The sequence below is a fragment of the Embleya sp. NPDC059237 genome (assembly GCF_042754105.1).
GTDB lineage: Bacteria > Actinomycetota > Actinomycetes > Streptomycetales > Streptomycetaceae > Embleya.
This window is the reverse complement of the sequence record NZ_JBHZAE010000007.1, coordinates 389,636-416,057: the sequence shown is the minus strand read 5'-3', so window position 1 is coordinate 416,057 and position 26,422 is coordinate 389,636. Positions and strand designations below refer to the sequence as shown.

At 70.9% G+C, this 26,422-nt stretch carries 19 protein-coding genes; 8 read left to right on the top strand and 11 right to left on the bottom strand.

Annotated features, from left to right (window positions below; all coding sequences use genetic code 11):
* Positions 1-212: 212 nt before the first annotated feature.
* The 6 genes from ACFXKZ_RS24090 to hrcA form a co-directional block, all read right to left on the bottom strand.
* Entirely contained in the window at positions 213-1,124 is a 912-nt protein-coding gene (locus tag ACFXKZ_RS24090; RefSeq protein WP_380003021.1) for a ribonuclease Z, read from the bottom strand.
* 6 nt (positions 1,125-1,130) lie between these two features.
* The gene (locus ACFXKZ_RS24085; RefSeq protein WP_380003020.1) at positions 1,131-1,493 is read right to left on the bottom strand and encodes a histidine triad nucleotide-binding protein; all 363 of its coding nucleotides are present in this window, start codon (positions 1,491-1,493) and stop codon (positions 1,131-1,133) included.
* Positions 1,494-1,584: 91 nt separating this feature from the next.
* Positions 1,585-2,325 carry a 16S rRNA (uracil(1498)-N(3))-methyltransferase gene (locus ACFXKZ_RS24080; protein ID WP_380003019.1) on the bottom strand — a complete coding sequence of 247 codons (741 nt, stop codon included), beginning with the start codon at positions 2,323-2,325 and terminating at the stop codon, positions 1,585-1,587.
* Positions 2,322-3,392, bottom strand: a complete 1,071-nt coding sequence (locus ACFXKZ_RS24075) for an NAD(P)H-dependent flavin oxidoreductase (protein WP_380003017.1) — start codon at positions 3,390-3,392, stop codon at positions 2,322-2,324. The genes ACFXKZ_RS24080 and ACFXKZ_RS24075 overlap by 4 nt, the downstream gene beginning before the upstream one ends.
* 1,308 nt (positions 3,393-4,700) lie before the next feature.
* On the bottom strand, positions 4,701-5,834 hold the full coding sequence (gene dnaJ, locus ACFXKZ_RS24070) for a molecular chaperone DnaJ (RefSeq protein ID WP_078977376.1): 1,134 nt from the start codon (positions 5,832-5,834) through the stop codon (positions 4,701-4,703).
* Positions 5,835-5,836: 2 nt separating this feature from the next.
* Positions 5,837-6,853 carry a heat-inducible transcriptional repressor HrcA gene (hrcA, locus tag ACFXKZ_RS24065; protein ID WP_026218791.1) on the bottom strand — a complete coding sequence of 339 codons (1,017 nt, stop codon included), beginning with the start codon at positions 6,851-6,853 and terminating at the stop codon, positions 5,837-5,839.
* Positions 6,854-7,003: 150 nt separating this feature from the next.
* Here hrcA and ACFXKZ_RS24060 point away from each other — a divergent pair, with 150 nt between their 5' ends.
* From ACFXKZ_RS24060 to ACFXKZ_RS24050, 3 genes are read left to right on the top strand one after another with little or no spacing between them, the layout of a single operon-like run.
* Positions 7,004-7,759 (top strand): MBL fold metallo-hydrolase, encoded by a 756-nt coding sequence (locus ACFXKZ_RS24060; RefSeq protein WP_380003016.1) that lies wholly within the window; start codon positions 7,004-7,006, stop codon positions 7,757-7,759.
* 29 nt (positions 7,760-7,788) lie between these two features.
* Positions 7,789-8,619, top strand: a complete 831-nt coding sequence (locus ACFXKZ_RS24055; protein ID WP_380003015.1) for a DUF3097 domain-containing protein — start codon at positions 7,789-7,791, stop codon at positions 8,617-8,619.
* Positions 8,620-8,679: 60 nt separating this feature from the next.
* Positions 8,680-9,885: a WD40 repeat domain-containing protein gene (locus ACFXKZ_RS24050; RefSeq protein WP_380003013.1), complete on the top strand. Its 1,206-nt coding sequence runs from the start codon at positions 8,680-8,682 to the stop codon at positions 9,883-9,885.
* Positions 9,886-9,966: 81 nt separating this feature from the next.
* On the opposite strand, the gene ACFXKZ_RS24045 is transcribed toward ACFXKZ_RS24050, so the two are convergent.
* Both ACFXKZ_RS24045 and ACFXKZ_RS24040 read right to left on the bottom strand, forming a co-directional pair.
* Positions 9,967-10,536, bottom strand: coding sequence for a Uma2 family endonuclease (locus ACFXKZ_RS24045; RefSeq protein WP_380003012.1), 570 nt, complete (start codon positions 10,534-10,536; stop codon positions 9,967-9,969).
* A gap of 115 nt (positions 10,537-10,651) precedes the next feature.
* The gene (locus ACFXKZ_RS24040) at positions 10,652-11,545 is read right to left on the bottom strand and encodes a phenylalanine 4-monooxygenase (RefSeq protein ID WP_380003010.1); all 894 of its coding nucleotides are present in this window, start codon (positions 11,543-11,545) and stop codon (positions 10,652-10,654) included.
* Between the two features lie 297 nt (positions 11,546-11,842).
* Here ACFXKZ_RS24040 and ACFXKZ_RS24035 point away from each other — a divergent pair, with 297 nt between their 5' ends.
* The 4 genes from ACFXKZ_RS24035 (at position 11,843) to ACFXKZ_RS24020 (ending at position 19,760) form a co-directional block, all read left to right on the top strand.
* On the top strand, positions 11,843-13,888 hold the full coding sequence (locus ACFXKZ_RS24035) for a dynamin family protein (RefSeq protein WP_380003009.1): 2,046 nt from the start codon (positions 11,843-11,845) through the stop codon (positions 13,886-13,888).
* Positions 13,885-14,997 (top strand): hypothetical protein, encoded by a 1,113-nt coding sequence (locus ACFXKZ_RS24030; RefSeq protein ID WP_380003007.1) that lies wholly within the window; start codon positions 13,885-13,887, stop codon positions 14,995-14,997. The genes ACFXKZ_RS24035 and ACFXKZ_RS24030 overlap by 4 nt, the downstream gene beginning before the upstream one ends.
* A 43-nt stretch (positions 14,998-15,040) precedes the next feature.
* Positions 15,041-17,716 (top strand): dynamin family protein, encoded by a 2,676-nt coding sequence (locus ACFXKZ_RS24025; protein ID WP_380003006.1) that lies wholly within the window; start codon positions 15,041-15,043, stop codon positions 17,714-17,716.
* Between the two features lie 70 nt (positions 17,717-17,786).
* A complete protein-coding gene (locus ACFXKZ_RS24020; RefSeq protein ID WP_380003005.1) occupies positions 17,787-19,760 on the top strand; it encodes a dynamin family protein in 1,974 nt (657 codons plus the stop codon).
* Positions 19,761-20,133: 373 nt separating this feature from the next.
* On the opposite strand, the gene hemW is transcribed toward ACFXKZ_RS24020, so the two are convergent.
* From hemW to lepA, 3 genes are all read right to left on the bottom strand, one after another.
* Positions 20,134-21,354: a radical SAM family heme chaperone HemW gene (gene hemW, locus ACFXKZ_RS24015; protein ID WP_380003003.1), complete on the bottom strand. Its 1,221-nt coding sequence runs from the start codon at positions 21,352-21,354 to the stop codon at positions 20,134-20,136.
* Between the two features lie 49 nt (positions 21,355-21,403).
* Entirely contained in the window at positions 21,404-23,272 is a 1,869-nt protein-coding gene (locus ACFXKZ_RS24010; protein ID WP_380003001.1) for an AMP-dependent synthetase/ligase, read from the bottom strand.
* Positions 23,273-23,712: 440 nt separating this feature from the next.
* Positions 23,713-25,566, bottom strand: a complete 1,854-nt coding sequence (gene lepA / locus ACFXKZ_RS24005) for a translation elongation factor 4 (RefSeq protein WP_126638507.1) — start codon at positions 25,564-25,566, stop codon at positions 23,713-23,715.
* Positions 25,567-25,952: 386 nt separating this feature from the next.
* Between lepA and rpsT the strand changes: the two genes are divergently transcribed.
* Positions 25,953-26,219: a 30S ribosomal protein S20 gene (gene rpsT / locus ACFXKZ_RS24000; RefSeq protein WP_078977364.1), complete on the top strand. Its 267-nt coding sequence runs from the start codon at positions 25,953-25,955 to the stop codon at positions 26,217-26,219.
* The last annotated feature ends 203 nt before the right edge of the window (positions 26,220-26,422 follow it).

Sequence of the window (26,422 nt, the reverse complement as noted above, 5' to 3'; positions counted from 1 at the left end):
GATGCTTGGCGGGGATCGTGATCTTCGCCTGGGCCTGCGCGGTCGGAGTTGCCCGGGAGTCGGCCCGCGGGGTGTTCTCGGAGCTCGCGCCTCGCGCGTTCGTCGTGGGAGCCATGGGCGGCCTTGGCGGCCTGATCACGCCTCATTTCCGTGCTCGGGAAGCGGTTCGATGCTGCTCAATGGTAACTCTCCGGCCCCCGCGAACTTCGGGATTATTCCGGCGCCGGCCGGCGGCGCGGGATCGTGATCCGGTCCAGGTCGTGGGCGGCGACGGTGTCCGGGAACACCTCGCGGGCCTGGTCCAGGAGCGGGCCCACGTCGGGGTAGCGCTGCGAGAAGTGGGTGAGCACCAGTCGCCGCGCGCCCGCCTCGGCCGCGATGGTCGCCGCCTCGCGGGCGGTGAGGTGGCCGACCTCGTGCGCGAGGTCGGCGTCGGCGTCGGCGAAGGTGGACTCGCACACGAGCAGGTCGACGTCGCGGGCCAGCTCGACCGCGGCCGCGCAGCGCCGGGTGTCCATCACGAAGGCGAACTTCTGCCCGGGTCGGGGCACGCTCACCTGCTCCAGGGTCACCGCGCCGATCCGGCCCTCACGCTGGAGCCGGCCCACGTCGGGACCGGTCACGCCGTGTGCGGCGAGTCGCTCGGGCAGTATCCGGCGGCCGTCCGGCTCGACGACGCGGTAGCCGTAGGACTCGATCGGGTGGGACAGGCGGCGGGCCTCCAGCGTGAAGGGCCCGGCGGGGGTGTGTACGTGCTCGCCCGCGAGCGGGTGCTCGACCAGCACGGCGGCCTCGTGGAACGCGGTGGCGTGGTGCAGTCGGTCGAACCAGTGTTGCCCGCTCGCCGGGAAGTGGGCGGTCACCGGGTGCGGGACCCGGTCGAGCGAGAGTCGCTGGAGCACGCCGGGCAGGCCGAGGCAGTGGTCACCGTGGAAGTGCGTGACGCAGATCCGGGTGATGTCGTGCGCGGCCACGCCGGCGTGCAACATCTGGCGTTGGGTGCCCTCGCCCGGGTCGAACAGCAGCCCCTCGCCGTCCCAGCGCAGCAGGTAGCCATTGTGGTTGCGCTGCCGCGTCGGGGCCTGGCTCGCGGTGCCGAGGACGACGAACTCCCTGGTGCTCACGTACGCCTAACCGGGAGGCCAGCTCAGCCCGCGACCGCCGAGGAGGTGCGCGTGTACGTGGAAGACGGTCTGGCCGGCGCCGGCGCCGGTGTTGAAGACGATCCGGTAGCCCGAGTCGGTGATGTCCTCGGCGGCCGCGATCACCGCGGCCTCGGCCAGCAGCGCGCCGGCCAGCTCGGGGGCCTCGGCGCCCAGTTCGCCGGCGTTGGCGTAGTGCGCGCGCGGGATGACGAGGATGTGCGTGGGCGCCTGCGGGTTGATGTCGCGGAAGGCCACCACGTCCTTGGTCTCGTGGACGATCGTGGCCGGGACGTCGCCGGCGAGGATCTTGCAGAACAGGCAGTCGGCCTGGGGTTCCCCCGCAGCCATGGGTGCCTCCATCGGGTCCGGGTCGATCACGAGCGGTCGCCGTCGATCGTAGTGGGCCGAACCCCTCGCTCGCGCTCGTCGGCGGGGCGGCTCAGCTCCAGCGGCCGGAGCGGGCCAGCAGGACCGAGGCGGCCGAGACGCCTGCCGTGGAGGTGCGCAGTACGGTCGGGCCGAGTCGGTAGGCGGTCGCGCCGACGGCGGTGAACGCGGCCAGTTCGTCCGGGGTGATCCCGCCCTCGGGGCCGACCACCAGGACCAGGTCGCCCTCGCTCGGGACGGCGGCGGTCGCGATCGGCTCGGTGGCCGCCTCGTGCAGGACGCCCGCGAACGAGGCGGCCTCGAGGAGCGCGGTCACCTGCCGGGTGCTCATCGGCTCGGTGACCTCGGGCAGGTGCAGCCGACGGGCCTGCTTGCCCGCCTCGCGCGCGGTGGCGCGCCACTTGGCCAGCGCCTTGGCCCCGCGCTCGCCCTTCCACTGGGTGATGCAGCGGGCGGCGGTCCAGGGCACGATCACGTCGACGCCGACCTCGGTGGTCGTCTCCACCGCGAGTTCGCCGCGATCGCCCTTGGGCAGCGCCTGTACCACCACGATCCGGGGCGCGGGGGCGGGTTCCTCGGTGCGCGAGTCGACGTCGATGTAAAGCGTGTCCTTGCCCTCGGTGCGGTTGACCGTGCCGTACACGGCCAGTCCGGCGCCGTCGGCGAGGACGATCGGCTCACCGGCCGCGAGCCGGCGCACCGTGACGGCGTGTCGGCCCTCGGCGCCGTCCAGGACCACCTGCCGGCCGTGCCGGATCGTGTCGCCGGGGGCGAGGAAGACGGGGGCGCTCAAGCGGATGCCTTTCGGGCTGCGGCCATCTCGTCGACGAGCCGGTGGATCACCTCGGCGGCCGGCTCCTCGCGGGCGAGGCGCCGGCCCTGACCGGCCCACAGGGCCAGACCGTCGGCCTCGCCGCGCGCGGCGGCGGCCTTGCGGATCGGCGCGACCAGGTGGTGGACGTACGGGTAGACCCCGGGGGCCTCGGCCTCGTGCCGGGCGACGAAGCCGTTGTGCAGCCCCCGCGCCCAGCGGCCGGAGAAGGCGCGAGTGAGCACGCTGCGCTCGAAGGCGGGGTCGCCGAGCGCGGCCTTGTGCGCGGTCGAGGCGACGCTTTCCGGGCAGCGCAGGAAGGCGGTGCCCAGTTGGGCGGCGCTCGCCCCGGCGAGCCGGACCGCCTCGACCTGTCGGCCGGTCATCAGGCCGCCGGCGGCGATCAGCGGGAGGTCGGTCTCGGCGGCGATCAGGGTGAGCAGCGTGAGCAGGCCGTACGGGGCGGGGGCGTCGGGGTTGTCGAAGCTGCCCTGGTGGCCGCCGGCCTCGCCGCCCTGGACACACAGCGCGTCGACGCCGTGCGCGACGGCGAGCCGGGCCTCCTCGGGGGTGGTGACGGTGGCGACGGTGAGCGTCCCGGCCGCCCGGAGTGCGGCCACCGCCTCGATGTCGGGCAGGCCGAAGGTGAAGCTCACCACGGGGACGGGGCGGGCCAGGAGGAGGTCGAGCTTGGCGTCCCAGTCGTCGCGCTCGACGCCCGGCGCGGGGGTACCGACGCTGCCGCCGTAGCGCGCGGCGGCCCGGGCCAGCGAGCGGGCGTAGCGCGCGGTGAGCTCGTCCTCGGCGCGGGTGGGCGGCGGCTGCGGCATGAACGCGTTGACCCCGAACGGCACGTCACCGACCAGCGAACGCAACTCCTCGATCTCGGCACCCAAGGCCGCGGCCGACCGATACCCGGCCGCCAAAAACCCGAGCCCCCCGACACGGGTGACCGCCGCCGCCAACGCGGGCCCACTCGCTCCGGCCATCGGCGCCTGCACGATCGGCAGTTCGGTCAGCCGGGTCGGATCGACGTTCGTCGCCATCATGCTCCCCGTTCCCTCGATCGACGGCACACCCGCAACCCACCCAAGCCTAGGCGCCCCCGGAGCCCCCCGAATCGAGTCCCACCCACGGACCCACCAACACGCCGCCGGGCGGCTCGATCGCGGCCGATAAACGAACGCGGGGACGCGGGGACCGGGAGCGGTCACGTCACACCTTTGGTTGCGGATGGCCGGTGCGACCGGTCCGAGTCGGTGGTGGGCCGCCGCCGGCGTGCGGGGCTCCGAGACTTCGAGGTCCTGACGAGACGAGCGTGTTGGTTGGGGGAAAAGCGGCCGGCAGCGGCGGGCGGGGTGGGTGCTCGGGTTGGGTTCGCCGGGCGTGCGTTTTTGAGTGGGTCGGGTGTTCCCCGGCGGGGGTTGCGCTTGTGGTTGCGGGTAGCTGGTGCGGGGCTGGTCCGAGTCGGTGGTGGGCCGCCGCCGGCGTGCGGGGCTCCGGAACCTGGGTTTCCCGGCGAGACGCGCGTGTTGCTCGGCGGGAACCGGCCGGCAGCGAGGAGCAGGAGGGCGGTCGGGTCGAGTCCTCCGGAGGGCCTTACGAGTGAGCCGGGGTGTTTCAGGGTTTTTGGACGGGTGTTGGGGTTCGAAACCGGATCGCGGTGGGTGGTTGTGGGCTTCGAGCTTCGGTGACCTGCGGTTTTGCGAGATCGAGGCGGGAAGTCGGGCGACGAGTGCCGGTTTCGTGCGCTCCGACCCCCTCAGCACCGGAGCGGAGACCAAAACCGCTCACTCGGAGTTGGCTTCGAGCACTGCGGCCCCACAGAGGCGGTCAAGAAGACCGAAAGTGCCCAGCGGTAGCCGAAACCGGATCCCGAGACACCTCAAACGCTCTCCCCTCCGCGCTGACCTGCGGTTTTCTCCCACCCCGAGGCCACGGCACCCAACGCCGTCCGGTTTCGTGCCTCTCGCTCCCACACACGCTCACCACACCGCGAAATGCCCTGCTCAACCCACTCGGAAGGGCCCCCAGAGGACCCATCCCAACCGCCCTCCCACTCCCCCGCTGCCGGCCGGTTTTCGCCGAGCAGCGCACCCGCCCCGCCGACGCCCCGCAGTACCCGAGCCCCGCACGCCGGCCGGCGGCGGCTCAGCCCACGGCTCGGGGCGGCCTCGGCGTCACTCGGTCAAGGCATGCCGTGACCGCTTCGCGTTGTCGGGCGCGGTCGGGTGCAGCCCGTCCGGCGTTCGAGGGCGCTCGCCGCAGGCGGCCCGAGGGCGCGATCGGGCGCCGGACGCGGCCGAATCGCAGCCCGTCCGGCGCCTGAGGACGACGTCACGACGCGCCGCCGCCCGCTACCGGCCGTTGAAGGCGTCCTTCAGGCGCGAGAACAGGCCCTGTTGGCCCGGCGTGAATTGTCCCGACGGGCGTTCCTCGCCGCGCAGCTTGGCCAGGCGGCGGAGCAGTTCCTCCTGCTCGGGGTCGAGCTTGTTCGGCGTTTGCACCTCGACGTGCACGACCAGGTCGCCTCGGCCGCCGCCGCGCAGGTGGGTGATGCCCCGCCCGTGCAGCGGGATCGACTGGCCCGACTGGGTGCCCGGGCGGATGTCGATCTCCTCCGTGCCGTCCAGCGTCTGCAGCGGCACCTTCGTACCGAGCGACGCCGCCGTCATCGGGATGGTGACCGTGCAGTGCAGGTCGTCGCCGCGCCGCTGGAAGGTGGCGTGCGCGACCTCGACGATCTCCACGTAGAGATCGCCCGCCGGGCCGCCGCCGGGGCCGACCTCGCCCTCGCCCGCGAGCTGGATCCGCGTACCGCTGTCCACGCCCGCCGGGATCTTGACGGTGAGCGTGCGCCGCGCGCGGATGCGGCCGTCGCCCGCGCACTCGGGGCACGGGTGCGGGACCACGGTGCCGAAGCCCTGACACTGCGGACACGGCCGCGACGTCATGACCTGGCCCAGGAACGACTTGGTGACCTGGCTGACCTCGCCCCGCCCGCGGCACATGTCGCAGGTCTGCGCCGTGGTGCCCGGGGCCGCGCCCTCGCCGTTGCACGTGTTGCACGTGACGGCGGTGTCCACCTGGATCTCCCGGGTGGTGCCGAAAGCGGCCTCTTCGAGGGTGATCTCGATCCGGATCATCGCGTCCTGGCCGCGGCGCGTGCGCGAGCGCGGTCCGCGCTGGCTGGCCTGGCCGAAGAACGCGTCCATGATGTCGCTGAACCCGAAGCCGGCCTGGCCGAAGCCACCACCGCCCCCGCCGCCCCCGGAGGACAGCGGGTCGCCGCCGAGGTCGTACATCTGACGCTTCTGCGGGTCCGAAAGGACCTCGTAGGCGTTGTTGATCTCCTTGAACCGGTCCTGCGTCTTCGGGTCCGGATTGACGTCCGGGTGCAGCTCCCGAGCGAGCCGGCGGAAGGCCTTCTTGATTTCCTCCGGGGTGGCGTCGCGCCGTACCCCGAGGACCTCGTAGTAATCGGTAGCCAACTCTACGACTCCGCGAGGATCTGTCCGACGTACCGTGCCACGGCGCGCACCGCTCCCATCGTTCCGGGGTAGTCCATCCGGGTCGGCCCGAGTACCCCGAGCTTCGCCAGTGTTTCCTGCCCACTGCCGTATCCGACGGCGACCACCGAGGTCGCGGCCAGTCCTTCGTGCATGTTCTCGTGTCCGATCCGCACGACCATGCCCGGGTCGGTCGCCTCGCCCAACAGCCGCAGCAATACGACGTGTTCCTCGAGCGCTTCCAGGACCGGGCGGATCGTGTTCGGGAAGTCCATGCCGAAACGGGTCAGGTTGGCCGTCCCGGCCAGGACGACCTTCTCTTCCTTGTGCTCGACCAGGGTGTCGAGCAGGGTGGCCAGGATGCCCGCCACGATCGGCCGTTCCTCGGCGGTGAACGGCTCGGCGAGATCCTGGACCAGCAACGGCACATCGGCGAACCGCTTGCCGGTGATGCGGCTGTTCAGCCGCGCCCGGACGTCGGCGAGCAGGTTTTCGCCGACCGGGCCCGGCGTGTCCATCACCCGCTGCTCGACCCGGCCCGTGCTGGTGATCAGCACCAACATGACCCGGGTGGGCGCGAGGGTGAGCAGCTCGACGTGCCGGATCGTCGAGCGGGTCAGCGAGGGGTATTGCACGACGGCGACCTGATGGGTCAGCTGCGCGAGCAGCCGGACCGTACGGCCCACCACGTCGTCCAGGTCGACCGCGCCGGCCAGGAAGGTCTGGATCGCCCGGCGCTCGGCGCCGGACAGCGGCTTGACGCCCGCGAGGCGGTCGACGAACAACCGGTAGCCCTTGTCGGTGGGCACCCGGCCGGCGCTGGTGTGGGGCTGCGTGATGTAGCCCTCCTCCTCCAGCGCGGCCATGTCGTTGCGAATGGTGGCCGGGGAGACCCCGAGGTTGTGTCGGTCCGCGAGCGCCTTGGAGCCGACCGGCTCCTGGGTCGCCACGTAGTCCTGCACGATGGCACGCAACACGTCCTGTTTCCGATCGTCGAGCATGGTGCGCACCTCCCTGACCCGTTCTTCCACCCGTTGCCGTGTCGCGTAGGCGGTGGTTCGTCCCACTGGTTGGCACTCCGTCCCGCCGAGTGCCAGTGTACGGGTCACCCGATCCGGACCGTACCCCTGAGTCCGTGCCAAGGTTGACGCATGCTACGCGCCGAACAGCCGAAACACGCCACATGGGAGCCGATCGGGCCGGGCGTACTGCGTCGTCGGTTGCCCGGCCTCGAACTGAATGTGGCGGTCGTCACGGGGCGGGAGGGGATCCTGCTCGTGGACACCGGTTCGCACGACCACGAGGCCGCCGACATCCTGGCCTCGCTGGCCCGCGAACTGCCTGGGCACGGATTGCCCGACCGGGTGGTCGCGGTGGTGAACACCCACGGTCACTTCGACCACTGCTACGGCAACGACGAGGTGCTGCGCGCCTTCCCCGACGCGGAGATCTGGGGACACGCGGACCTGCCGCGGTATCTGGAGCGGTGGGCCGAGGCCGGTCGGGCGAGCGGCGTCGCGCACGGGTTCGACCCGGAGCTGATGCGCGCGGCGCGGATCGTGCCGCCGACCCGACCGGTGTCCACGGGCACGCCGGTGACGGTGGATCTGGGCGGGCGCGAGGTGGTGCTGTTCGCGCCCGGTCGTGGACACACCGACCACGATGTGGTCGTCCACGTACCGGACTGCGGCGTGCTGATCGCCGGGGACATGGTGGAGGAGAGCGGGCCGCCGGTCTTCGGCTCGGACGCGTTCGCCGCCGAGTGGAGTGATTCGCTGGCCCGGGTGCGGGCGTTGGACGCCAGTGTCTGGCTGCCCGGACACGGCGCGGTGGTCGACGAGGAGTTCGTGATCCGGCAAAACCGTTGGCTGGCCGAGGTGGCCGCCGGGCGCGTCGTACCGGACTGACGTACCGTCACCCGGCTAGCGTCGTGGTCATGCGCAGTTATGGACCCGAGTCGCTGATCCCGGGATGGAAGAAGGACAAGCCCGTCCCGGAGGTCGCGGCCGACCGCGACCTGGTGGTGGAGGAGGCATCCACCGGCTTCTGCGGCGCGGTGGTCCGGGTGGAGAAGACCCCCGAGGGCTACACCGTCACGCTGGAGGATCGGCACGGGCGGCTGCGGGTGTTCCCGATGGATCCGCGCGGGTTCCTGATCGACGGCGAGGTGGTCACCCTGGTCCGACCGGCCGCCCCCGGTCCGGCCCGTGCCCCGGGGCGCACCGCGTCGGGCTCGATCGCGGTACCGGGCACCCGGGCCCGGGTCGCCCGCGCCGGGCGGATCTACGTCGAGGGCCGCCACGACGCCGAGTTGGTCGAGCGGGTGTGGGGCGACGACCTGCGGATCGAGGGCGTGGTCGTGGAGTATCTGGAGGGCGTCGACGATCTCCCGGATGTGGTCCGCGAGTTCGCGCCGGGCCCGGGTCGCCGCCTGGGCGTGCTGGTCGACCACCTGGTGCCGGGTTCCAAGGAGAGCCGGATCGCGGGCCGGGTGAGCGGCGACCACGTGCTGGTGGTGGGACACCCCTATATCGACGTCTGGCAGGCGGTACGCCCCGCCTCCGTCGGCATCGCGGCCTGGCCGGACGTCCCGCGCGGTGTCCCGTGGAAGGAGGGCGTCTGCGCGGCCCTCGGCTGGCCGGTGAACCCGCCCGCGGCCTGGCGCCGCATCCTCGCGGCGGTCGACTCGTACCGCGACCTGGAACCGGCCCTGCTCGGGCGGGTCGAGGAACTCATCGACTTCGTGACGGCGCCGCCCGAGGGGTGAGGCCCCGGTCGACGCGATGGCCGGCCCTCACCGCGCGACCTGCGGCGCTACCGTACGGCGATGGCGCAGGAAGAGATCACCCTCGTATTGCCGGACTCGGCCGGACCGAAGTATCGGACGTTCGGCGTCTTCGACACCACGTTCGTCCGGTCCGCCCGCTCGGGTGACGGGGCGGCACGGGAGACGCGCAAGGACTTCGCCGACCCGGCCGCCGCCGTGATCGCGCTGCGCCGGGAGGTGGGCAAGGCGATGCGCGCCGGGTTCGTGCGTCTGGGCGGGGCCGAGGACCCGGTGGTGCTGGAGTTCATGCCGCCGGGCAAGACCTCGTCCCGGGCCATGGACCTGCATCCGGACGGCCGCACCGTGCTGATCGCCTACGACGGCGCGATCCGGCTCGTGGACGTGGCGACCGGGGTCCGCCGCACGGTGCACGCGGTGCCCGCGGCCGAGCGGCTGACCGGCATCGACACCGCGCTGTTCGACGCGACCGGATCGGCCGTGGTCTACACCGTCGGCGGCTCGACCCGGCGACTGAACCTGGGCACGCTGCACGAGGAACCGCTGGCCGATTACCGGCAGTTCGAGAACGCTCTGTTCAATCCGCACACCGTGCAGCCGGCCTGGGACGCGGCCCGGCGGCGCCTGGTGGTCTTCGACGCCGACGACCGGGTGCGGGTCCTGGACGCGGCCGGCGCCCCGGTCTGCGAGGTGTCCACCCGATCGCCGACCACCGAGTGCCGGGGCGCCGCGCTGTCCCCCTCGGGTCGGTTGCTCGCGGTGTGGCGGGTCAGTCGCGGGCTGGTGTACGGGCACCGCGACGCGAGCGCCGATCCGACCAACGAGGTCGAGGTGTGGGACGTGGAGGCCGGCCGGCCGGTCGCGCGGGTGCCCCTGGAGTGGGAGATCGGCGACCTCGGCTTCGATCCGAACGAGACGTTGCTCCTGGTCAACCGGGGCCGGGTGCACGGGCCGTTCGCGATCTCGATCGACACCGGCGAGCCGGCCTGGCACCTCGCCGATCCGCATCACCCGAACGGTTGGGCAACCTGTTACGCGTGGGCCTACTCGCCGGACGGCCGGCGGATCGCGGTGGGCGGTCATCGTACGAGCGCCCTGCGCGTGTACGACGCGGATCTGCGCGAGCGCGACGCCGTCGCCCTCCCCGGCCACGACGAACAACGCGTGCGCCGCCTGGCCTTCTCCGCCGACGGCACCCTCCTGGCCACGGGCGGCGACTTCGGCCGGGTCTTCGTCCGCCGGGTGTAGGGCATCCGCCCGGGCGCGCCGAACAACCCGTCGGCTTCGACACGGCGCCACTCGAACGGTGACGCCCGAGCCCATGGTTCGTCAGACGAATCTGCTGGTGCTCAACGTCATCGAGAACGGCGCGGGAAGATCGATCTGCTTACCGAAGGGACCGGTGTGACCCTCCAGGTAGTCGTCACCCTTCGGCGTCAGGAAGAGCGTGACCTTGCTCTGCTCTCGATCCACCAGCAGGTACAGCGGAATGCCGCTGCGGGCATAGGCCCGTCGTTTCTGTTCACGATCGAAACCGGCGCGATACGACGTCACCTCCAGGACCAGGGCAACCCCGGCGCACGGCATCCACGATTCGGCGTCCAGGAACAGGTCCAGGTCCTCGGGCGCGAACGTGCCGTCCGGGATGACGTGGTTGCGGGCGAGTCCCCCACCGGTGGCCACCACCAATCCCTTGCCGCCGGAGAAATCCATCGGCACGGCCGATCCGCTGAGGATCTGGCGAACCACGGCACTGATGATGCGCTCGTGATTCCCCATCGGCGGTGGTGTCACGACGATGTCCCCCTCGATGAACTCGGCGCGGAAGCCCAAGGGGGTGTCCAACGCCAGGAAGCCGTCGAGCATGACGTCTTCCTGCGCGGGGATCTCGTGTGCCATGACAGACATTCTCAACCCCTTCCGTAGTCGAGGCGAGCATAGGGACGCGTCGTGCGGGTGACCGAACGTTTCCGTTCCGGTCACCCGCACGGGTGAACGACTACGTGAAGCGGCGTTACGGGGCCTTTGCCGAGGCCGACAGGGCGGCGATGGAGTCGTCGGTGCAGTCCGCCCAGAAGGTGCCGACGACCTCTTCCAACTGGGTCATCGAGTGGGCGGCGTACAGGATGTCCTGGTAGTGCGTGATGTCGTATTGCATGGTGCCCATCGCGACCAGGTCCAGGTCGCGGATGTCGACCGTGCGGAACTCGCGGATCTCGCCGTAGGAGGACAGGATCCCGGCGCCGTAGGCCTTGAGCGCGCCGCCCTCGTGCATGACGCCGAATTCGAGGGTGAACCAGAAGACCTTGGAAACGAACTCCAGCGCCTCGCGGCTCTCCACCCGGCGGGCCGCCTCGCCCGCGACCCGGTACAGCGCCGCGAAGCGGTCCGAGGCGAGCATGTTGGCGTGGCCGATCACCTCGTGCACGACGTCCGGCTCGGGGGTGTACAGCGGCACGCTGTGGTGGCGGATGTACTGCGTGGAGTGGAAGTAGGAGTCGGCCAGCGACCCGTAGAAGTCGCGCAGCGGAACCAGGCCGGCCGCGGGCAGGTAGCGAAAGCCGGTGAGCGGCTGCAGCGCCTCGCTGACCTCCTCCAACTGGGGGATCCGCTCGGTCGGCAGCTTCAGGCGCGCGGCGCCGTCCAGGTAGTCGGCGACCGCGTACTCCGCGTGCGAGGCGGACAACTCGCGGGAGACCAGGCGCCAGACCTCGTGCTCCTCGTCGGTGTACTCGACCGCCGGGATCGGGTCGCCGCGGTGGTGGTCCAGCGCCAGCGCCGCGATCCGGTTCCGGCGTTCGCGGTACACCTCGTCCGCGAACCCCGGGTGGCTGCGGGACAGCTCGACCTCGACTCCGCCGTCGGCCCTACGGGTGACCGGGGCCAGATACTGGGCCTCCTCGAACATGCCATCTCCTGATCGCATCGGAATCGACTCGCCGGACAAGTCGCGGCACCCACGCAACCAGTATGCGCCGTTTTCATGCCTTTCAGACCGATCGGGTCGGGGGCCACGGCAACGGAAATCAGCTGCGAGGGATCGCCTCGACGCCTTTATCGCATCATCCGGACGGGCGTCACACAAGGGGCACAGGAGTGCAGACGGCCGCACCAAATGCACCGTCCACAGATCGAGACGCGATTCCCGCCCGCGTGACAGGATCGCCCGTACATCGGGGAGGGCACCGTCGAGAGGGGGCGCGCGGTGGTGGATTCACAGGGCATCGCCGGGGATCGGGCGAGGCGACGCGAGGTGGTCGAGGCACTCACCGAGACCTCCGACCATCTCGACTTCGCACTGGCGATGGTCCGCCGCATCGTCGGCGACCAGGAACGGCTCGGGGAACTGACCGCCCGCATCCGCGAGATCGAGACCCGGCTCCGGGACGACCGCTACTACCTCGCGGTGATCGGCGAGTTCTCGGCCGGCAAGAGCACCTTCGTCAACGCGCTGCTGGCCGACGACCTGCTGCCCACCTCCGCATTGCCGACCACCGGCGCCGCGACCAGGATCACCCACGGGGAGGAGTTCTCCGTCGAGGTGCGATTCACCGGCCACGGGATCCGCTACGTGTACCCCTCCGGGCGCTACACCGGGGCGGACAGCCCGCTCGGCCGGATGCTCACGCACCTCGCGCCGGACACCCCGATCCCCGAGGACACCGCCGGCATCCTGCGCCTGCTCACCGCCGACGAGGCAATCGCCCCGCGGGTGCAGAGCCTGGAGGTCCGCCACCCCGCGCCGGCGCTGCGCGACGGCCTGGTGATCATCGACACGCCCGGAACCAACGCTCGGGCAGGTCACACGGAGATCACGCGCGCGGTGATGCGCGACGTCGCCGACGTGGCGGCCGTACTGACCGCGTCCACGTCGCCGTCGCCGGTGTCGCTGACCGAATTCCTCACCGATGCGCTCGATCCGGGGCAATTGCGCCGCTGCATCATCCTCGTCACCAAGATGGACCACATCGACGAGGACGAACGGGACGATCTGCTCGCCCACGTCCGACAGCGGTTCGCCCGGATGCTCGGTGTGCCCGACCCGGTCCTGGAACCGGTCGCCGCCGAACCGGTGGTGCGACTGGCCACCGGACGGCCGCTGCGCGGCCCCGAACAGGAGCACTGGGCGGAGGAGTTTCCGCGCACCGTGGCCCGGCTGCGCGACCTGATGCAGCGCCAGCGCATCGTCGCGGTCTCCGACCACCTGCTGCGACTCCTCGAGGACCTGCTCGACGAGTTGCGCCGCGAGGTGACGCTGGCCGAACAGCGGCTCGACGCCGAGGAGGCGGAGTTGTCCGAGGCGCGGATCGCCGACATGGCCGCCTTCGTCCGAGCCCAACACGGCGAGACCGCGCGCCTGCTCGGCGCCGGCGCCCAGCGCGCCCAGCAGGCGGTCGGCGGCATGGCCCCGCAGTGGTGGGGCTACACCCGGGACGAGATCGATCGGGCCCTGGAGCGCGCGAACACCCCCGACGAACTGCGCGCGGTGCTCGCCGAACAGGCCCCCGAACTGATCCGGCGCGGCCTGCCCCGGATCGGCGACATCGTGCAACAGGCGGTCACCGGCGCGCTGTCGACCGCGGCCGAGACCGCGCGCGCCGCCGCCGACACCGCGTTCGCCGCCGCCTACGCCCGCCTCGGCGCGGTGGCCCGACCGGCCGGATCGGAGGCGGTCACGGTGCTGACCGGGCATCAACTCGCGGACGCGGCGATGCGGGCGTACGAGAACTCCGTCACAGGGGTGACCCAGCAGATCCGGGCCGTCCGACTCGACCCGACCGCGCCCAAAACCCCGGGCGCGCGGATCGGCGGCGCTCTGGACCAGTGGTTCGGCGGCACCCGCAACGGCTCCCAGGGCGCCCCTCCCGGACGGATCGGATTCGGCGGATTCATCGCCAAAGTGGCCGGTTCGTTGTCATCCACCGACATGACGGCCCTGCGGAACCACGCGCGCACCGAAATGCATCAGACACTGCGAACCGTCGCGGACGGTTTGTCCGGACAGATCGACGAGGCCGTGCGCACGGCCACCACGCACTACTCGCAGGACGTCTCGCAACACGTGGACCGCTACCGGGCCACCTACGAGGCGACGGTCGCCGAACTGGTGGCCGAACATCAACGCCGTGAGGATATTCTCGCGGCTCGCAGAAACCTGTTGCAGGACGCGGACAGGCAGACGGAACGGCGTCGCGCCACGGTGAACAGCCAACGCGAACGCCTCACGCACCGGGGGGATTTCGGCAGATGAGCGACTACACGCACGACGACGACCTGTTCGCGGTGGTCTCCGACGACACCATCGACACAGTGGACACCGCCGACGGGGGAAGCGTCGGGGCGGCACCACTGTGGGAGACCGACGCGAACGGCGGATCCATCGGCACCTACCCGAACTCCACCCTTCCGTACACGGATCCCAACTTCGACCCGCTGCACGACCCCAACTACGACCCGTTCCAGGCGGACAGCGACGGCGACGGCAAGGTCGACGCGTGGGACCCGAAGGCGTTCGACCCGACCGACGGCAACCAGCCCACGCCCAGTCAGCAGTGGCACGACGACCAGGTCAACAACCCGTACCTGGACCCGTACGGCGACCCGTTCACGGATCCCTACGGCGACCCGTACGGCAGCGACCCGTACGGCGATCCGTACGGCGACCCCTACGGCACCGACCCGTACGCCGACCCGGCCTCGTACGACCCGAGCACCTACGCCGAGGCGACGCCCGCTTCATGGGGCGCGGTCTACGACGACCAGGGCAACTGGACCTACCACGCGCCGGACTGGGCTCCGGAGCAGTTCCATGGCACCGGCGACCCGGTCGGCGACGCCAAGTACTGGCACCAGCAGGCCGGCAACACCAGCTGCGCGGTGGTCTCCCAGGGCATGATCCTGGAGAAGCTCACCGGCATCCCGATGGACGAGAACGCGCTGGTGACCGAGGCCCAGCAGGCGGGCATCTACGACCCCGCCAACGGCACCATGACCGGCGACATCGGCAAGCTGCTCGAAATGCACGGCGTGGACACCGACATGGTCCCGGGCGCCGACATGCGCCAAATGCTCGACGCCCTGCAGAAGGGCGACCAGGTGATCGTCGCCCTCGACGCGCAGGAGATCTGGTCGCCGCTGCACGACGCGACCACCGGCGCGCCGCTGGAGCAGGACCCCACGATGGGACACGCGGTGTGGGTGACCGGCGTCGACACCCGGCCCGACGGGTCGACGTACGTGCTGCTCAACGACCCGGGCGCGCCGTTCGGCAAGGTCGAGCCGATTCCGCTCGCCGACTTCGTCAACGCGTGGCAGGACCGGGACACCACGATGATCGTGGCCCACCCCACGCACGCCTGATCGTTCGACACCAGCACACATTCGACGGGAGTAGGGACCACACATGTCGTTCGATCGTGAACACGTGCTGCGCCAGGCCGCGCAGGTACAACCACGCCGCCGTCCGGGCGTCGCGGGTCTGTTGAGCGGGATCCACCGCAGCGACGAGCTGCGCGGCTGGATCACCATGGAGTCGGTGGCACTGCCGCCGGTGCCGGAGCGAACCGCCGACGGCTGGACGTTGTGGAGCCTGATCGGGGTCGGCAAGGCCACCCCGGGACGGCGGGAGCTGCCGATCCACCCGGTCTGGGGCGCGGTCCAGTGGGCCTGGCCGAGCGAGAACGTGCTGCGCCACGTCAAGCTGAGCGAGCTGCCCGAGGTCGCCGCATCGGTGGAGGGCACCATCTCGGACGTGTCCGCCTGGACGTTGTCGATGCAGCCGGACGCGCTGGCGGAGCGGGCCCGCTTCTTCCAGTCGCTGGGCCGATTCCTGGCCGACCCGGAGGCGGACGCGCGCGGCGGACCGAAGATCCTCGCCGGGCTCTACGCGCGGGTGATGCCCGTGGGGGCGGTGGCCGCGTATCACCGGCTGGTGCCGTCGACCGCCTCGTGGCTGCGCGCGGGCGCACCGCGTGAGGCGGGCGCGCGGCGCGACTCGGGCGACTCGCCCAGCGGCCGACCCGGCCCGTCGGGGCAGACGGCGGACCGGAGGCAGGCCCCGGCTCCGGGTCCGCGCCCGGCGGGCGACGACTCTTCCGGTATACCGGGGCCGAACCAGGGGTGGGCGGGGCGCCTCGGGGGTGGGCCCGGCGCGGGCGGCGCGGGTGCGCCGGTCGCGCCTCGGCCGCCGGCGCCGCGGCCGGCCGCCGAGGCCTCCGCCGCACCGGTGTCGGCGCCGCCCGCCCCCGCTCCCGCCGCAGCACCCGCCGCCACGCCTCCCGGCTCGGTGACGAGCCTGGTCCGGCAGGCCCCCTCGGCGACCACGCTCGGCCGGCGGATCAACGACGCACACACGATCGCCACCGACTTCGGCCTGGACGCGATCGCCGCCGAGCTGGACCGGTTGCGGGCGCGGATGCGCCGACCGGGGCTGCGGATCGCGGTGGTCGGCGAGTTCGGCCGCGGCAAGACGTCGCTGATCAACCGGCTGCTCGGCGCCCCCGTGCTGCCCGAGGGCCGGCACACCCCGGTGCCCCTGGTGGTCGTGGCCGGACCCGAGCCGCGCCTGGAGCTGCAGTTCGCCGACGGGCGCGCCGAGCCGCGTCCGGCGGTGGCCGCGGCCTGGGACGAGGTGTATCGGCTGAGCGAGGAGCACGACTCGGACGCACCCCGCCTGGTCGGCGTGCGCGTGCTCGTGGCCGAACCCGAACTGGCCCGCCTGGACGTCGAGTTGGTGGACACCCCCGGGGTCAACGCGGGTCGGGGCAAGGGCGAGGACGCGGAGGATCTGGACCGCCGGACCGAGGACCTGGTCCGGCGTACGGTCGCGGCCAGCGACGCGGTGCTGATGGTGGTCTCCGCGAGCGCGCCGCTCGGCCTGTCCGAGACCGCGTTCCTGGAGGAGGAGGTGATCGCCCGGCACGTGCCGCGGATCACCGTGGTGGTGTCCAAGCTGGACACCGTCGACGAGGACGAGCGCGAGGACATCGTCGACTACCTCGGCGGCCGGGTGCGCCGCATCTCGCCGACCCTGCAGGTACTGGCCGGCCCGCATCGCGAGGATGCCTCGCCCGCGGCAGGCGTGTACGCGCGGATCACCGAATACACCACCTCCGGCGGCCGGCGCAGCATGCGCTCGCGCCAGACGGCGGGCCAACTGCTCGCGCTGCTCGACGAGATGGCGGGCCTGGGCCGGGACGGACTGGCCACCGCGGCGCTCGGCGAGGTGGAACGGCGGCGTGCCGTCGAGGAGTCCGAGGTGGAGATCGACCGCATGGCCGGCGAATGGGGCCGGGTCCGGGTCGAGCTCCAGCAGCGCCGCACGCAGACGTCGGAGAAGTTCCGCGAGCACCTGCAACTCTCGCGCGGGGACCTGTTGGACACGCTGCGCTACGAACTCGAGCGCGCGCCCGACGCCCGGACCTGGTGGGAGCGCGACCTGCCGTTCCGACTGCGCCGCGAACTGACCGCGCTGGCCAAGAAGTTCGAGGCCCAGCTGCACTCCAGCGTGCAGGCCGACGTGCAGTGGCTGGACGCGAAGATGAAGCTGCACTTCGGGCGCGGCAGCGGCTACCGCCTGGAGAAGGTCGAGCAGCTGTCCACCGAGTTCGAACTCGGCGAGGCGGAGTCGCTGGGCCTGAAGGACCTCAAGAGCCGCAAGCTGGCCTGGCGGATCGGCCCGACCGGTCTCGCCGTGCTCGGCGCGCTGCTGATCCCGCTCACCGGCGGCGTCGCCGCGCTGCCGATGGGCGCGAGCATGGCGGCGTCGGCCGGCGGCATGGTGCTCGGCGAGGTCAAGTCGACCTCGCTGACCGAGGCACAGCGCGCACAGGCGATGAAGGCCCTGGAGCCGATGGTCGAGGAGGTCCTCGGCGGCTTCTCCGAGGAGGTCTCCAAGCGGCTGCACACGCTGTACGCCGGAGTGATGGACGAGGCGGTGCGCGGCCAGCGGGCCTGGCGCACCGATCGGCAGACCGCGCTGGCCAAGGTCGGCGCCGATGGACCCGCATGGCAGGATCTGGTCTCGCGCAGCGAGCAGCTCGGGGTTCAGCTCAACACCATGCTGGGCGCCAGAGGCTAGTGCCGGACGCCGATGCCGGGACCGGAACAGGTCCCGGCATCGGGCAGCCGTCGAGGAGGGGAGCGGTCAGGTGGACACGGGTCACGGGGCGGCCGATGGGGCCTACGCGGGGTACGGCGCGTGGCGGGCACGGCAGGAGACCCTGGTCGGCCTGATCGATCGGCTCACGCCGATCGTGGCCGGACTGCGCATCGGCGCGGGCGTCAAGAAGCTGGACTCGCTGAAGCAGCGGGCCGCGTCCGAGGCGTTCAAGGTGATGATCGTCGGCGAGTTCAAGCGCGGCAAGAGCACCGTGATCAACTCGATGCTCGGCGAGAAGGTGCTGCCCTCCTTCGCCCGACCGTGCACCGCGATCATCAACGAGGTGACGTGGGGCGACACCCGCTCGGCGCTGATCTACCCGCTGGAGGCGGACGGCAGCGCGGGTGAGCCGCTGACCGTCGGCGTGGACGAGATCGCCGACTACGTCACCATCGGCGCGGACGACGACAACACTCCGAACCCGTACGAGCGGGCGGTGGTGCGCTGGCCGCTCGAACTGTGCCGCAACGGTGTGGTGGTGGTCGACTCCCCCGGCCTGAACGAGGCACCGGAGCGGGAGAAGGTCACCCTGAACTACCTCGAACAGGCCGACGTGCTGGTGTTCGTGGTGGACTGTCAGGCCGCGATGTCGCGCAGCGAGCAGCTGTTCCTCGACGTGCACGTCAAGGCGCGCGGCCACGAGGACGTCTTCTACGTCGGCAACAAGATCAACCTGGTCGAGGAGGAGGAACGCGAGGACGTGCAGCGGGAGATCCGCAAGCGCCTCTCGCCCTACCTCTCCCGCCCGGACCGGGTCTTCTTCGTCAACGCCCGGGCCGCGCTGACCGGTCGGCAAAAGGGCGACCCGGACCTGCTGGCCGGGTCCGGGATGCCCGAACTCGAACGCGGCCTGGAGGAGTTCCTGACCCGCGAGCGCGGACGGGCCAAGATCCTGTCCCCCGCCCGGGAGCTCAAGTATCTGCTGATCGAGGCGCGCGAGCAGATCGACCGCAAGGAGGCGCTGCTCACCCAGGACGTGGAGGAGTTGCGCGCCACCTACGAGCGGGTCCAGGGTCCGCTGACCCGCCTGGAGCAGAACCGACGGGTGATCGTCGCGCAGATGGAGGAACACCTGCGCGAGACCCGCGGCGAGGTCGAGGGCGCGACCCGGCGGTTCATGGACCGGGTTGCCGCGAACATCCCGACCTGGGCGCAGGAATACGACCCGAGCAACACCATCGGCGCCAACCCGTTCAACGCGCGGGAGAAGATGGAGGCGGCGGTCAAGGAGATCACCGACCACCTCTCCGGGCGGGTCCAGGTCGAGTTCGCGCAGTGGCAGGAGAACGAACTCAAACCGCTCGTCGCGCGCCGTGTCGAGGACATGGAGCGGATGATCGACGACGACGTGAAGCAGTTCGTCACGCGCATCGACGAGATCCGGGCCTCGCTCACCGCCGGCCCGGTCGGCACGGAGGAGGACGGCAAACCCTCGACGCCGATCGAGCGACTGCTCGCCGACGCGGTCAGCTTCGTGCTCGACCCGGCGACCGCGATCTCCGGCGGCAAGTTCAACCTGCGCTCGATGCTCACCGCGCTGCTCCCGCAGATCGCGGTCGGCACGGCGGCGTTCCTGGTCGGCCTCGGACCGTTCGTGATCCTGGGCGCGGTACTCGGCTCGACCGTGTTCAAGGGCGCGCTGCAACTGAACAAGGCCAACCGCCGGCTCAAGGAACAGGTGGCGGAGCAGGTCCAGCTGGAACTGCGCAAGCAGGCCGACACCGACGTCACCAACCTGGGCGAAGAGGTCGTCAAACAACTCCGCAAGATGCGCGACGCGATCGCCCAGGGCCTGGACGCGGAAATCAAGTCGATCCGCGACGAGGTCGGCGCGGCCCTGCGCACGAAGGAACAGGGCGAATCAGACGCAAAGCGCGAAAGCACCGAAATGCGCCGCTACGCCCAGGAACTGAACCGAGTAGACGAGTCCTTGGCCGACTTGATCATGGACGTAGCCATGTAAACGACCCGCAGCCCCAGCCAGGCCGGCGCTCGAGCCCAAGCAACCGCACGGACTTGAGGCCAAGCAGCCGGACCGGCGCTGGAGGCAAAACAGCCTCGCCGACGTTCGAGGCGAAACAGCCCGGCCGGCGCTTGAGGCCAAGCAGCCTCGCCGGCGCTTGAGGCGAAGCAGCCCGGCCGGCGCATGAGGCCAAACAGCCCCGCCGGCGCTTGAGGCGAAACAGCCCGGCCGGCGCATGAGGCCAAACAGCCCCGCCGGCGCTTGAGGCGAAACAGCCCCGCCGGCGCTTGAGGCGAAACAGCCCCGCCGGCGCTTGAGGCGAAACAGCCCCGCCGGCGCTTGAGGCGAACCAACCCCGCCGGCCGGACGGTCGCTAGTCGACCAGATCCCGCACGACCGCGTCGGCCAACAGCCGCCCCCGCAAGGTCAACACGACCCGATCCCCCGCGTCGCGGACAAGCAGGCCATCCGCCACCGCCCGATCCGCCGCCTTTCTCCCCACCTCCGTGAGGAGCGAGCGCGGAACCCCCTCCACCAGCCGCAGCTCCAGCAGGATCCGCTCGACCCGCCGATCCTCCGCGCCGAGCAACTCACGCCCCTGCCCAGGAGACGAACCCGCCGCCAACCGCTGCGCATACGCGGCGGGATGCCGCACGTTCCACCACCGCACACCCCCCACATGGCTGTGCGCCCCCGGCCCCGCCCCCCACCAGTCGGCCCCGGTCCAGTACAGCTCGTTGTGCCGGCACCGCGCCGCCGCGTCGGTCGCCCAGTTGGACACCTCGTACCACCCGAGCCCCGCCGCCCCGAACGCCTCGTCCGCCATCAGGTAGCGGTCGGCGAGCACGTCGTCGTCCGGCATCGGCAGTTCGCCCCGCCGCACCCGCCCGGCCAGGCGCGTACCGTCCTCGACGATCAGCGCGTACGCCGAGACATGGTCCGGCCCCGCACCGAGCACCGCGTCCAGCGAGGCCCGCCAGTCGTCGTCCGACTCCCCCGGCGTGCCGTAGATCAGGTCCAGGTTGACGTGCTCGAACCCGGCCGCGCGCGCCTCGGCCACACACCGCTCGGGCCGCCCCGGGGTGTGCCGCCGGTCCAGGACCCGCAACACGTGCTCGCGCGCACTCTGCATGCCGAACGACAGCCGGTTGAACCCACCCGCGAGCAGCGTGTCCAGGTAGGCCGGATCCACCGACTCGGGATTGGCCTCGGTGGTCACCTCCGCCCCCGCCGCGAGCCCGAACTCGTCCCGGATCGCCCCCAGGATCCGGGCCAGGTCGGCGGCCGGCAGCAGCGTGGGCGTACCGCCGCCGAAGAACACCGTCTCCACCGGCCGATCCACGTCCCCCAGCAACCGCCGGGCCAGCCGGATCTCGGCGATCGCGTCGTCCGCGTAGGACCCCTGCGAGGCCGATCCGCCCAGTTCGGTCGCGGTGTAGGTGTTGAAGTCGCAGTAGCCGCAGCGCGACGCGCAGTAGGGCACGTGCACATAGAAGCCGAACGGACGGCTCGCGCCGGCGAACTCGGCGAGCGCGGACGCGGGCAGCGAGCCGTCTTCGGGCACGGGCAGACCGTCGGGGGGTGCGGAGGGCATCTCCCCATTGTCCACGAGCACGCGACCGACCCGCCGCGGGCAACCGCCCTCAGGTGACCAGCGTGCCCTTGTACATGTCGTCCAGGACCGCCGCGTACTCCTTCTCCACCACCCGCCGCTTCACCTTCAGGCTCGGCGTCAGCTCACCGCGTTCGACGCTCAGGTCGTGCGGCAGGATGGCGAACTTCTTCACCGTCTGCCACCGCTGCAGGTCGGCGTTGAGCCGGTCGAGGTAGTCCGCGACGAGCGCCCGGACCTCCTCGGCGCCGACCAGCTCCTCGTACGACCTGCCCCGCAGTGCCGGCTGCCCCGCGGCCCAGCCAAGGAGCGCGTCCGGGTCCAACGTGATCAACGCGGAACAGAAGTTGCGGCCCTCCCCGTGCACGAGGATGTTGCTCACGAACGGGCACAGGCCCTTGAACCGGCCCTCGATCTCGCTGGGCGCGACGTACTTGCCGCCCGAGGTCTTGATCAGGTCCTTCTTGCGGTCGGTGATCCGCAGATAGCCGTCCTCGATCACGGCGATGTCGCCGGTGCGCAGCCAGCCGTCCTCGGTGAGCACGTCGGCGGTCGCCTCGGGGTTGTTGTGATAGCCCTGCATCACGGCCGGGCTGCGCACCAGCAGTTCGCCGTCCTCGGCGATGCGCATCTCCGAGCCGGGCAGCGCCGGGCCGACGGTACCGATCCGGTGCCGGTCGAAGCGGTTGACCGAACTGCCCGCGCTGGCCTCGGTGAGACCGTAGCCCTCCAGGATCGGTATGCCGATCGCGTCGAAGAACTCGGCGACGTCGGGCGAGAGCGCCGCGCTGCCGGAGATACAGCCCTTGAGCCGACCGCCGAACAACGCGCGCAGCTTGTCGAAGACGAGCCGGTCGGCCACCCGATACTTCGCCTCGAGCACCGCGGACGGGGTCCGGCCGGCCTGCCTGACCTGCGACATCTCCCGGCCGACGCCGATCGCCCAGCGGAAGACGCGGTACTTGAGGCCGCCCTCGGCGCGCACCGTCATGTGCACGGAGTTGTACACCTTCTCGAACACGCGCGGCGCGGCGGCCATGAACGTCGGCCGCACGATCGGGAGGTTGGTGATCAGCTTGGGGATCCGGCCGTCGATGGCGGTCGGATAGCCGATCCGGATCTGTCCGCAGACCATCACCTTGCCGTAGCAGTGCGCGAGCGGCAGCCACAGGTACTGGAGTTCGTCGGCGTCGTTGTCTCCGATCGCGGCCTGCGCGGCGGCCTGATACGCCCAGGTGTCGTGCGAGAGCCGGACGCCCTTGGGCCGACCGGTGGTGCCGGAGGTGTAGATGAGGGTCGCGAGCCGGTCCCGGGTGATCGCGGCGACCCGGGTCTCCACCAGGTCGGGCTCCTCGACCAGCCGGGCGCGGCCGAGGTCCTCCAGTTCGGCGAGGGTGATCACCCAGTCGTCGGCGGGCTCACCCTCGGGCCCGGGTTTCGGCGGGTCGAAGACGACCACCTTGCGTATCGCGGCGAGGTCGGCCCGCGCGCCGCGCAGCTTGGCGAGTTGGATGTCGTCGGCCACGAACGCCATCACGCTGCCGGAGTCGGTCAGGATGAAGGCGGCCTCGTCGGCGTTGGTGGTCGGGTACACGGTGGTGGTGGCCGCGCCGGCGCAGATCACCCCGAAGTCGGCCAGCACCCATTCCAGCCGGGTCTCGGCCACGATCGCGACCCGATCCTCGGCCTCGACCCCCAGCGCCACCAGCCCGGCGGCGATCGCCTTGGCCCGCTCGCCCGCCTGCCCCCAGGTGACCGAACGCCACTCCTCGCGGTCGCCGTCGCCCACCGCGACCGGGTGGCGGTACGCCTCGTTGTCGGGCGTGGCCCGAATCCGTTCCAGGAAGTCCACTGCGATGGACGGCGAACGGTTCTCGATGGCGGCGGACTCTGAACTCACTTCGGCCTCCGTGTCCAGGGCGGTTTCCGGGGTGTGGTGGTGGTGCCGAGCGGTGTCGCGATCGCATACCCGTATCGGTACCGGTATGCGCGTGACCGGGGTGAGCATCGAAACCGACCAACCGGTCTGCGGAAGATGTCGATGAAGGAATCAGACGATGGAGCGTGGTTGGTTCGGGTGCGCGGCTCGGCCGACAGGTTCGGTACAGCGCGGGCAAAACACGAAGCGGGTGCATCGATTCTGCCCGATGCACCCGCAACGTACGCTGCTCGAGGGCTACGCGGTAGTAGCTTTTTCGGATCAGTTGCTGAATCGAGTAATCGATTCTCCTCCCGGGCGACCGAGGTCGCCCGGATGTCCTATTTCAGCCCTGTCTCGGTCCTGACCGCAGCCACAACCACGACCCTGACCACAGGCCGACCCACAGCCCTACCCCGGCCCTACTTCCGTCCGCCGCTGTCGTCGGTGGACAGCGCCGCGATGAAGGCCTCCTGCGGCACCTCCACCCGGCCGACCATCTTCATCCGCTTCTTGCCTTCCTTCTGCTTCTCGAGCAGCTTGCGCTTACGGCTGATGTCACCGCCGTAGCACTTGGCGAGCACGTCCTTGCGGATCGCGCGGATGTTCTCGCGGGCGATCACCCGCGCCCCGACGGCGGCCTGGATCGGCACCTCGAACTGCTGACGCGGAATCAACTCGCGCAGCTTCTTGGTCATCTCGACGCCGTAGTTGTACGCCTTGTCCTTGTGCACGATCGCGCTGAACGCGTCGACGGCCTCGCCCTGGAGCAGGATGTCGACCTTGACCAGCGCGGACTGCTGCTCGCCCGTGGTCTCGTAGTCGAGCGACGCGTAACCGCGCGTCTTGGACTTGAGCGCGTCGAAGAAGTCGAACACGATCTCCGCGAGCGGCAGCGTGTAGCGCAGCTCGACCCGGTCCTCGGAGAGGTAGTCCATCCCGATCTGGACGCCGCGCCGGGTCTGGCACAGCTCCATGATCGTGCCGATGTACTCGCTCGGGGCCAGGATGGTGGCCCGCACCACCGGCTCGTGCACCTCGGCGATCTTGCCGCCGGGGAACTCGCTCGGGTTGGTCACGGTGTGCTCGGTGCCGTCCTCCATGACGACCCGGTACACCACGCTCGGCGCGGTCGAGATGAGTTCCAGGTTGAACTCGCGCTCCAGCCGCTCCCGGACGATCTCCAGGTGCAGCAGCCCCAGGAAGCCGCAGCGGAAGCCGAAGCCGAGCGCGACCGAGGTCTCCGGCTCGTACACCAGCGCGGCGTCGTTGAGCTGGAGCTTGTCCAGCGCGTCGCGCAGCTCGGGGTAGTCGGAGCCGTCCAGCGGATACAGGCCGGAGAACACCATCGGCTTCGGGTCCTTGTACCCGCCGAGGGCCTCGGTGGCGCCGTTGTGCAGGGAGGTGATGGTGTCACCGACACGGGACTGCCGAACGTCCTTCACGCCGGTGATGATGTAGCCGACCTCGCCGACGCTCAGGCCGTCGGACGGCTTGGGCTCGGGCGAGATGACGCCGATCTCCAGGAGCTCGTGGGTCACCCCCGTCGACATCATCTGGATGCGCTCGCGCTTCTTCAGGTCGCCGTCGACCACGCGGACGTAGGTGACCACGCCGCGGTACGAGTCGTACACCGAGTCGAAGATCATCGCGCGGGCCGGCGCGTCCTTGACCCCGATCGGCGGCGGCACCAGGCGTACGCACTCGTCCAGCAGCTCGGGCACACCCACGCCGGTCTTGCCGGAGACCTTGAGCACGTCCTCGGGGTCGCAGCCGATGATGTGCGCGAGCTCCGCCGCGTACTTCTCGGGCTGGGCGGCCGGGAGGTCGATCTTGTTCAGCACCGGGATGATCTGGAGGTCGTTCTCCAGGGCCAGGTAGAGGTTGGCGAGCGTCTGCGCCTCGATCCCCTGAGCCGCGTCGACCAGCAGGATCGCGCCCTCACAGGCCGCGAGCGAGCGGGACACCTCGTACGTGAAGTCCACGTGGCCGGGGGTGTCGATCATGTTGAGGATGTGGATCTGCCCGTCGGGGGCCGTCCACGGCAGCCGCACCGCCTGCGACTTGATGGTGATGCCGCGCTCACGCTCGATGTCCATGCGGTCGAGGTATTGCGCGCGCATCTGCCGCGCATCGACCACGCCGGTGATCTGAAGCATCCGGTCGGCAAGCGTCGACTTGCCGTGGTCGATGTGGGCGATGATGCAGAAGTTCCGGATCAGCGCCGGGTCGGTACGGCTGGGCTCCGGCACGTTCACTGGCGGGGTCGCGGGCACGCGGGCTTCCAGATTCTCGATCGGGTGGACTGGCGAGGGTCGGGCGAAGGTCAAGCAAAGGTCAAGCTCGGATGTCGCGAGTGCCCTGTGCGGGCCGCGGGTGATCGTGATCGGATCACGCGCCGGAGCACAGGTGTCCTCCATATCGTCCCATGCGGCATGGGTACGCCGCGTTGGCGGCGGGGGTCGGGGGTGTTCGGCGGGTCGGGGCGGGGTCGAGGTGGGGTCCGGGCGGGGTCGGAATGTGGGCCGTGTCCTTGCCGACCGCCGGCTGCTGGTAATCTGATGGATCGCGTGTGGCGTACGTGTCTCTGCCACGCAAGTCAACGTCCGGACGGGCCCTCTCCCTGGATCGGATCCCGACCTAGTACTCAGAAGGCTCTTTCGTGGCGAACATCAAGTCCCAGATCAAGCGCAACAAGACGAACGAGATTGCGCGCCAGCGCAACAAGGCCGTCAAGTCGGAGCTGAAGACCTTCGTGCGCAAGGCGCGCGAGGCCGCCGAGGCCGGCAACGTCGAGCAGGCCGAGGCGCTGACCCGCCTCGCGGCCCGCAAGCTCGACAAGGCCGTCAGCAAGGGTGTCATCCACAAGAACCAGGCCGCCAACAAGAAGTCGGCCCTGGCGAAGCGTGTCGCGACGGCCAAGGCCTGACTCGCAACACCGGTCACCATGGCGTGACACCCGAGCGCACCGCGCTCAGCACACCTAAAAGGGCGCCGCTCCCCACCTGGGGGGCGGCGCTTTTGTGGTGCGCGGGGGGAGGCGGCGATGGGGTGTTGGCCGCCGGGGCATGGACCATGGGCGGAGGCGCATGCGGCGGCGGGCCGGGGCGGAGACGCACGCGGCGGCGGGCC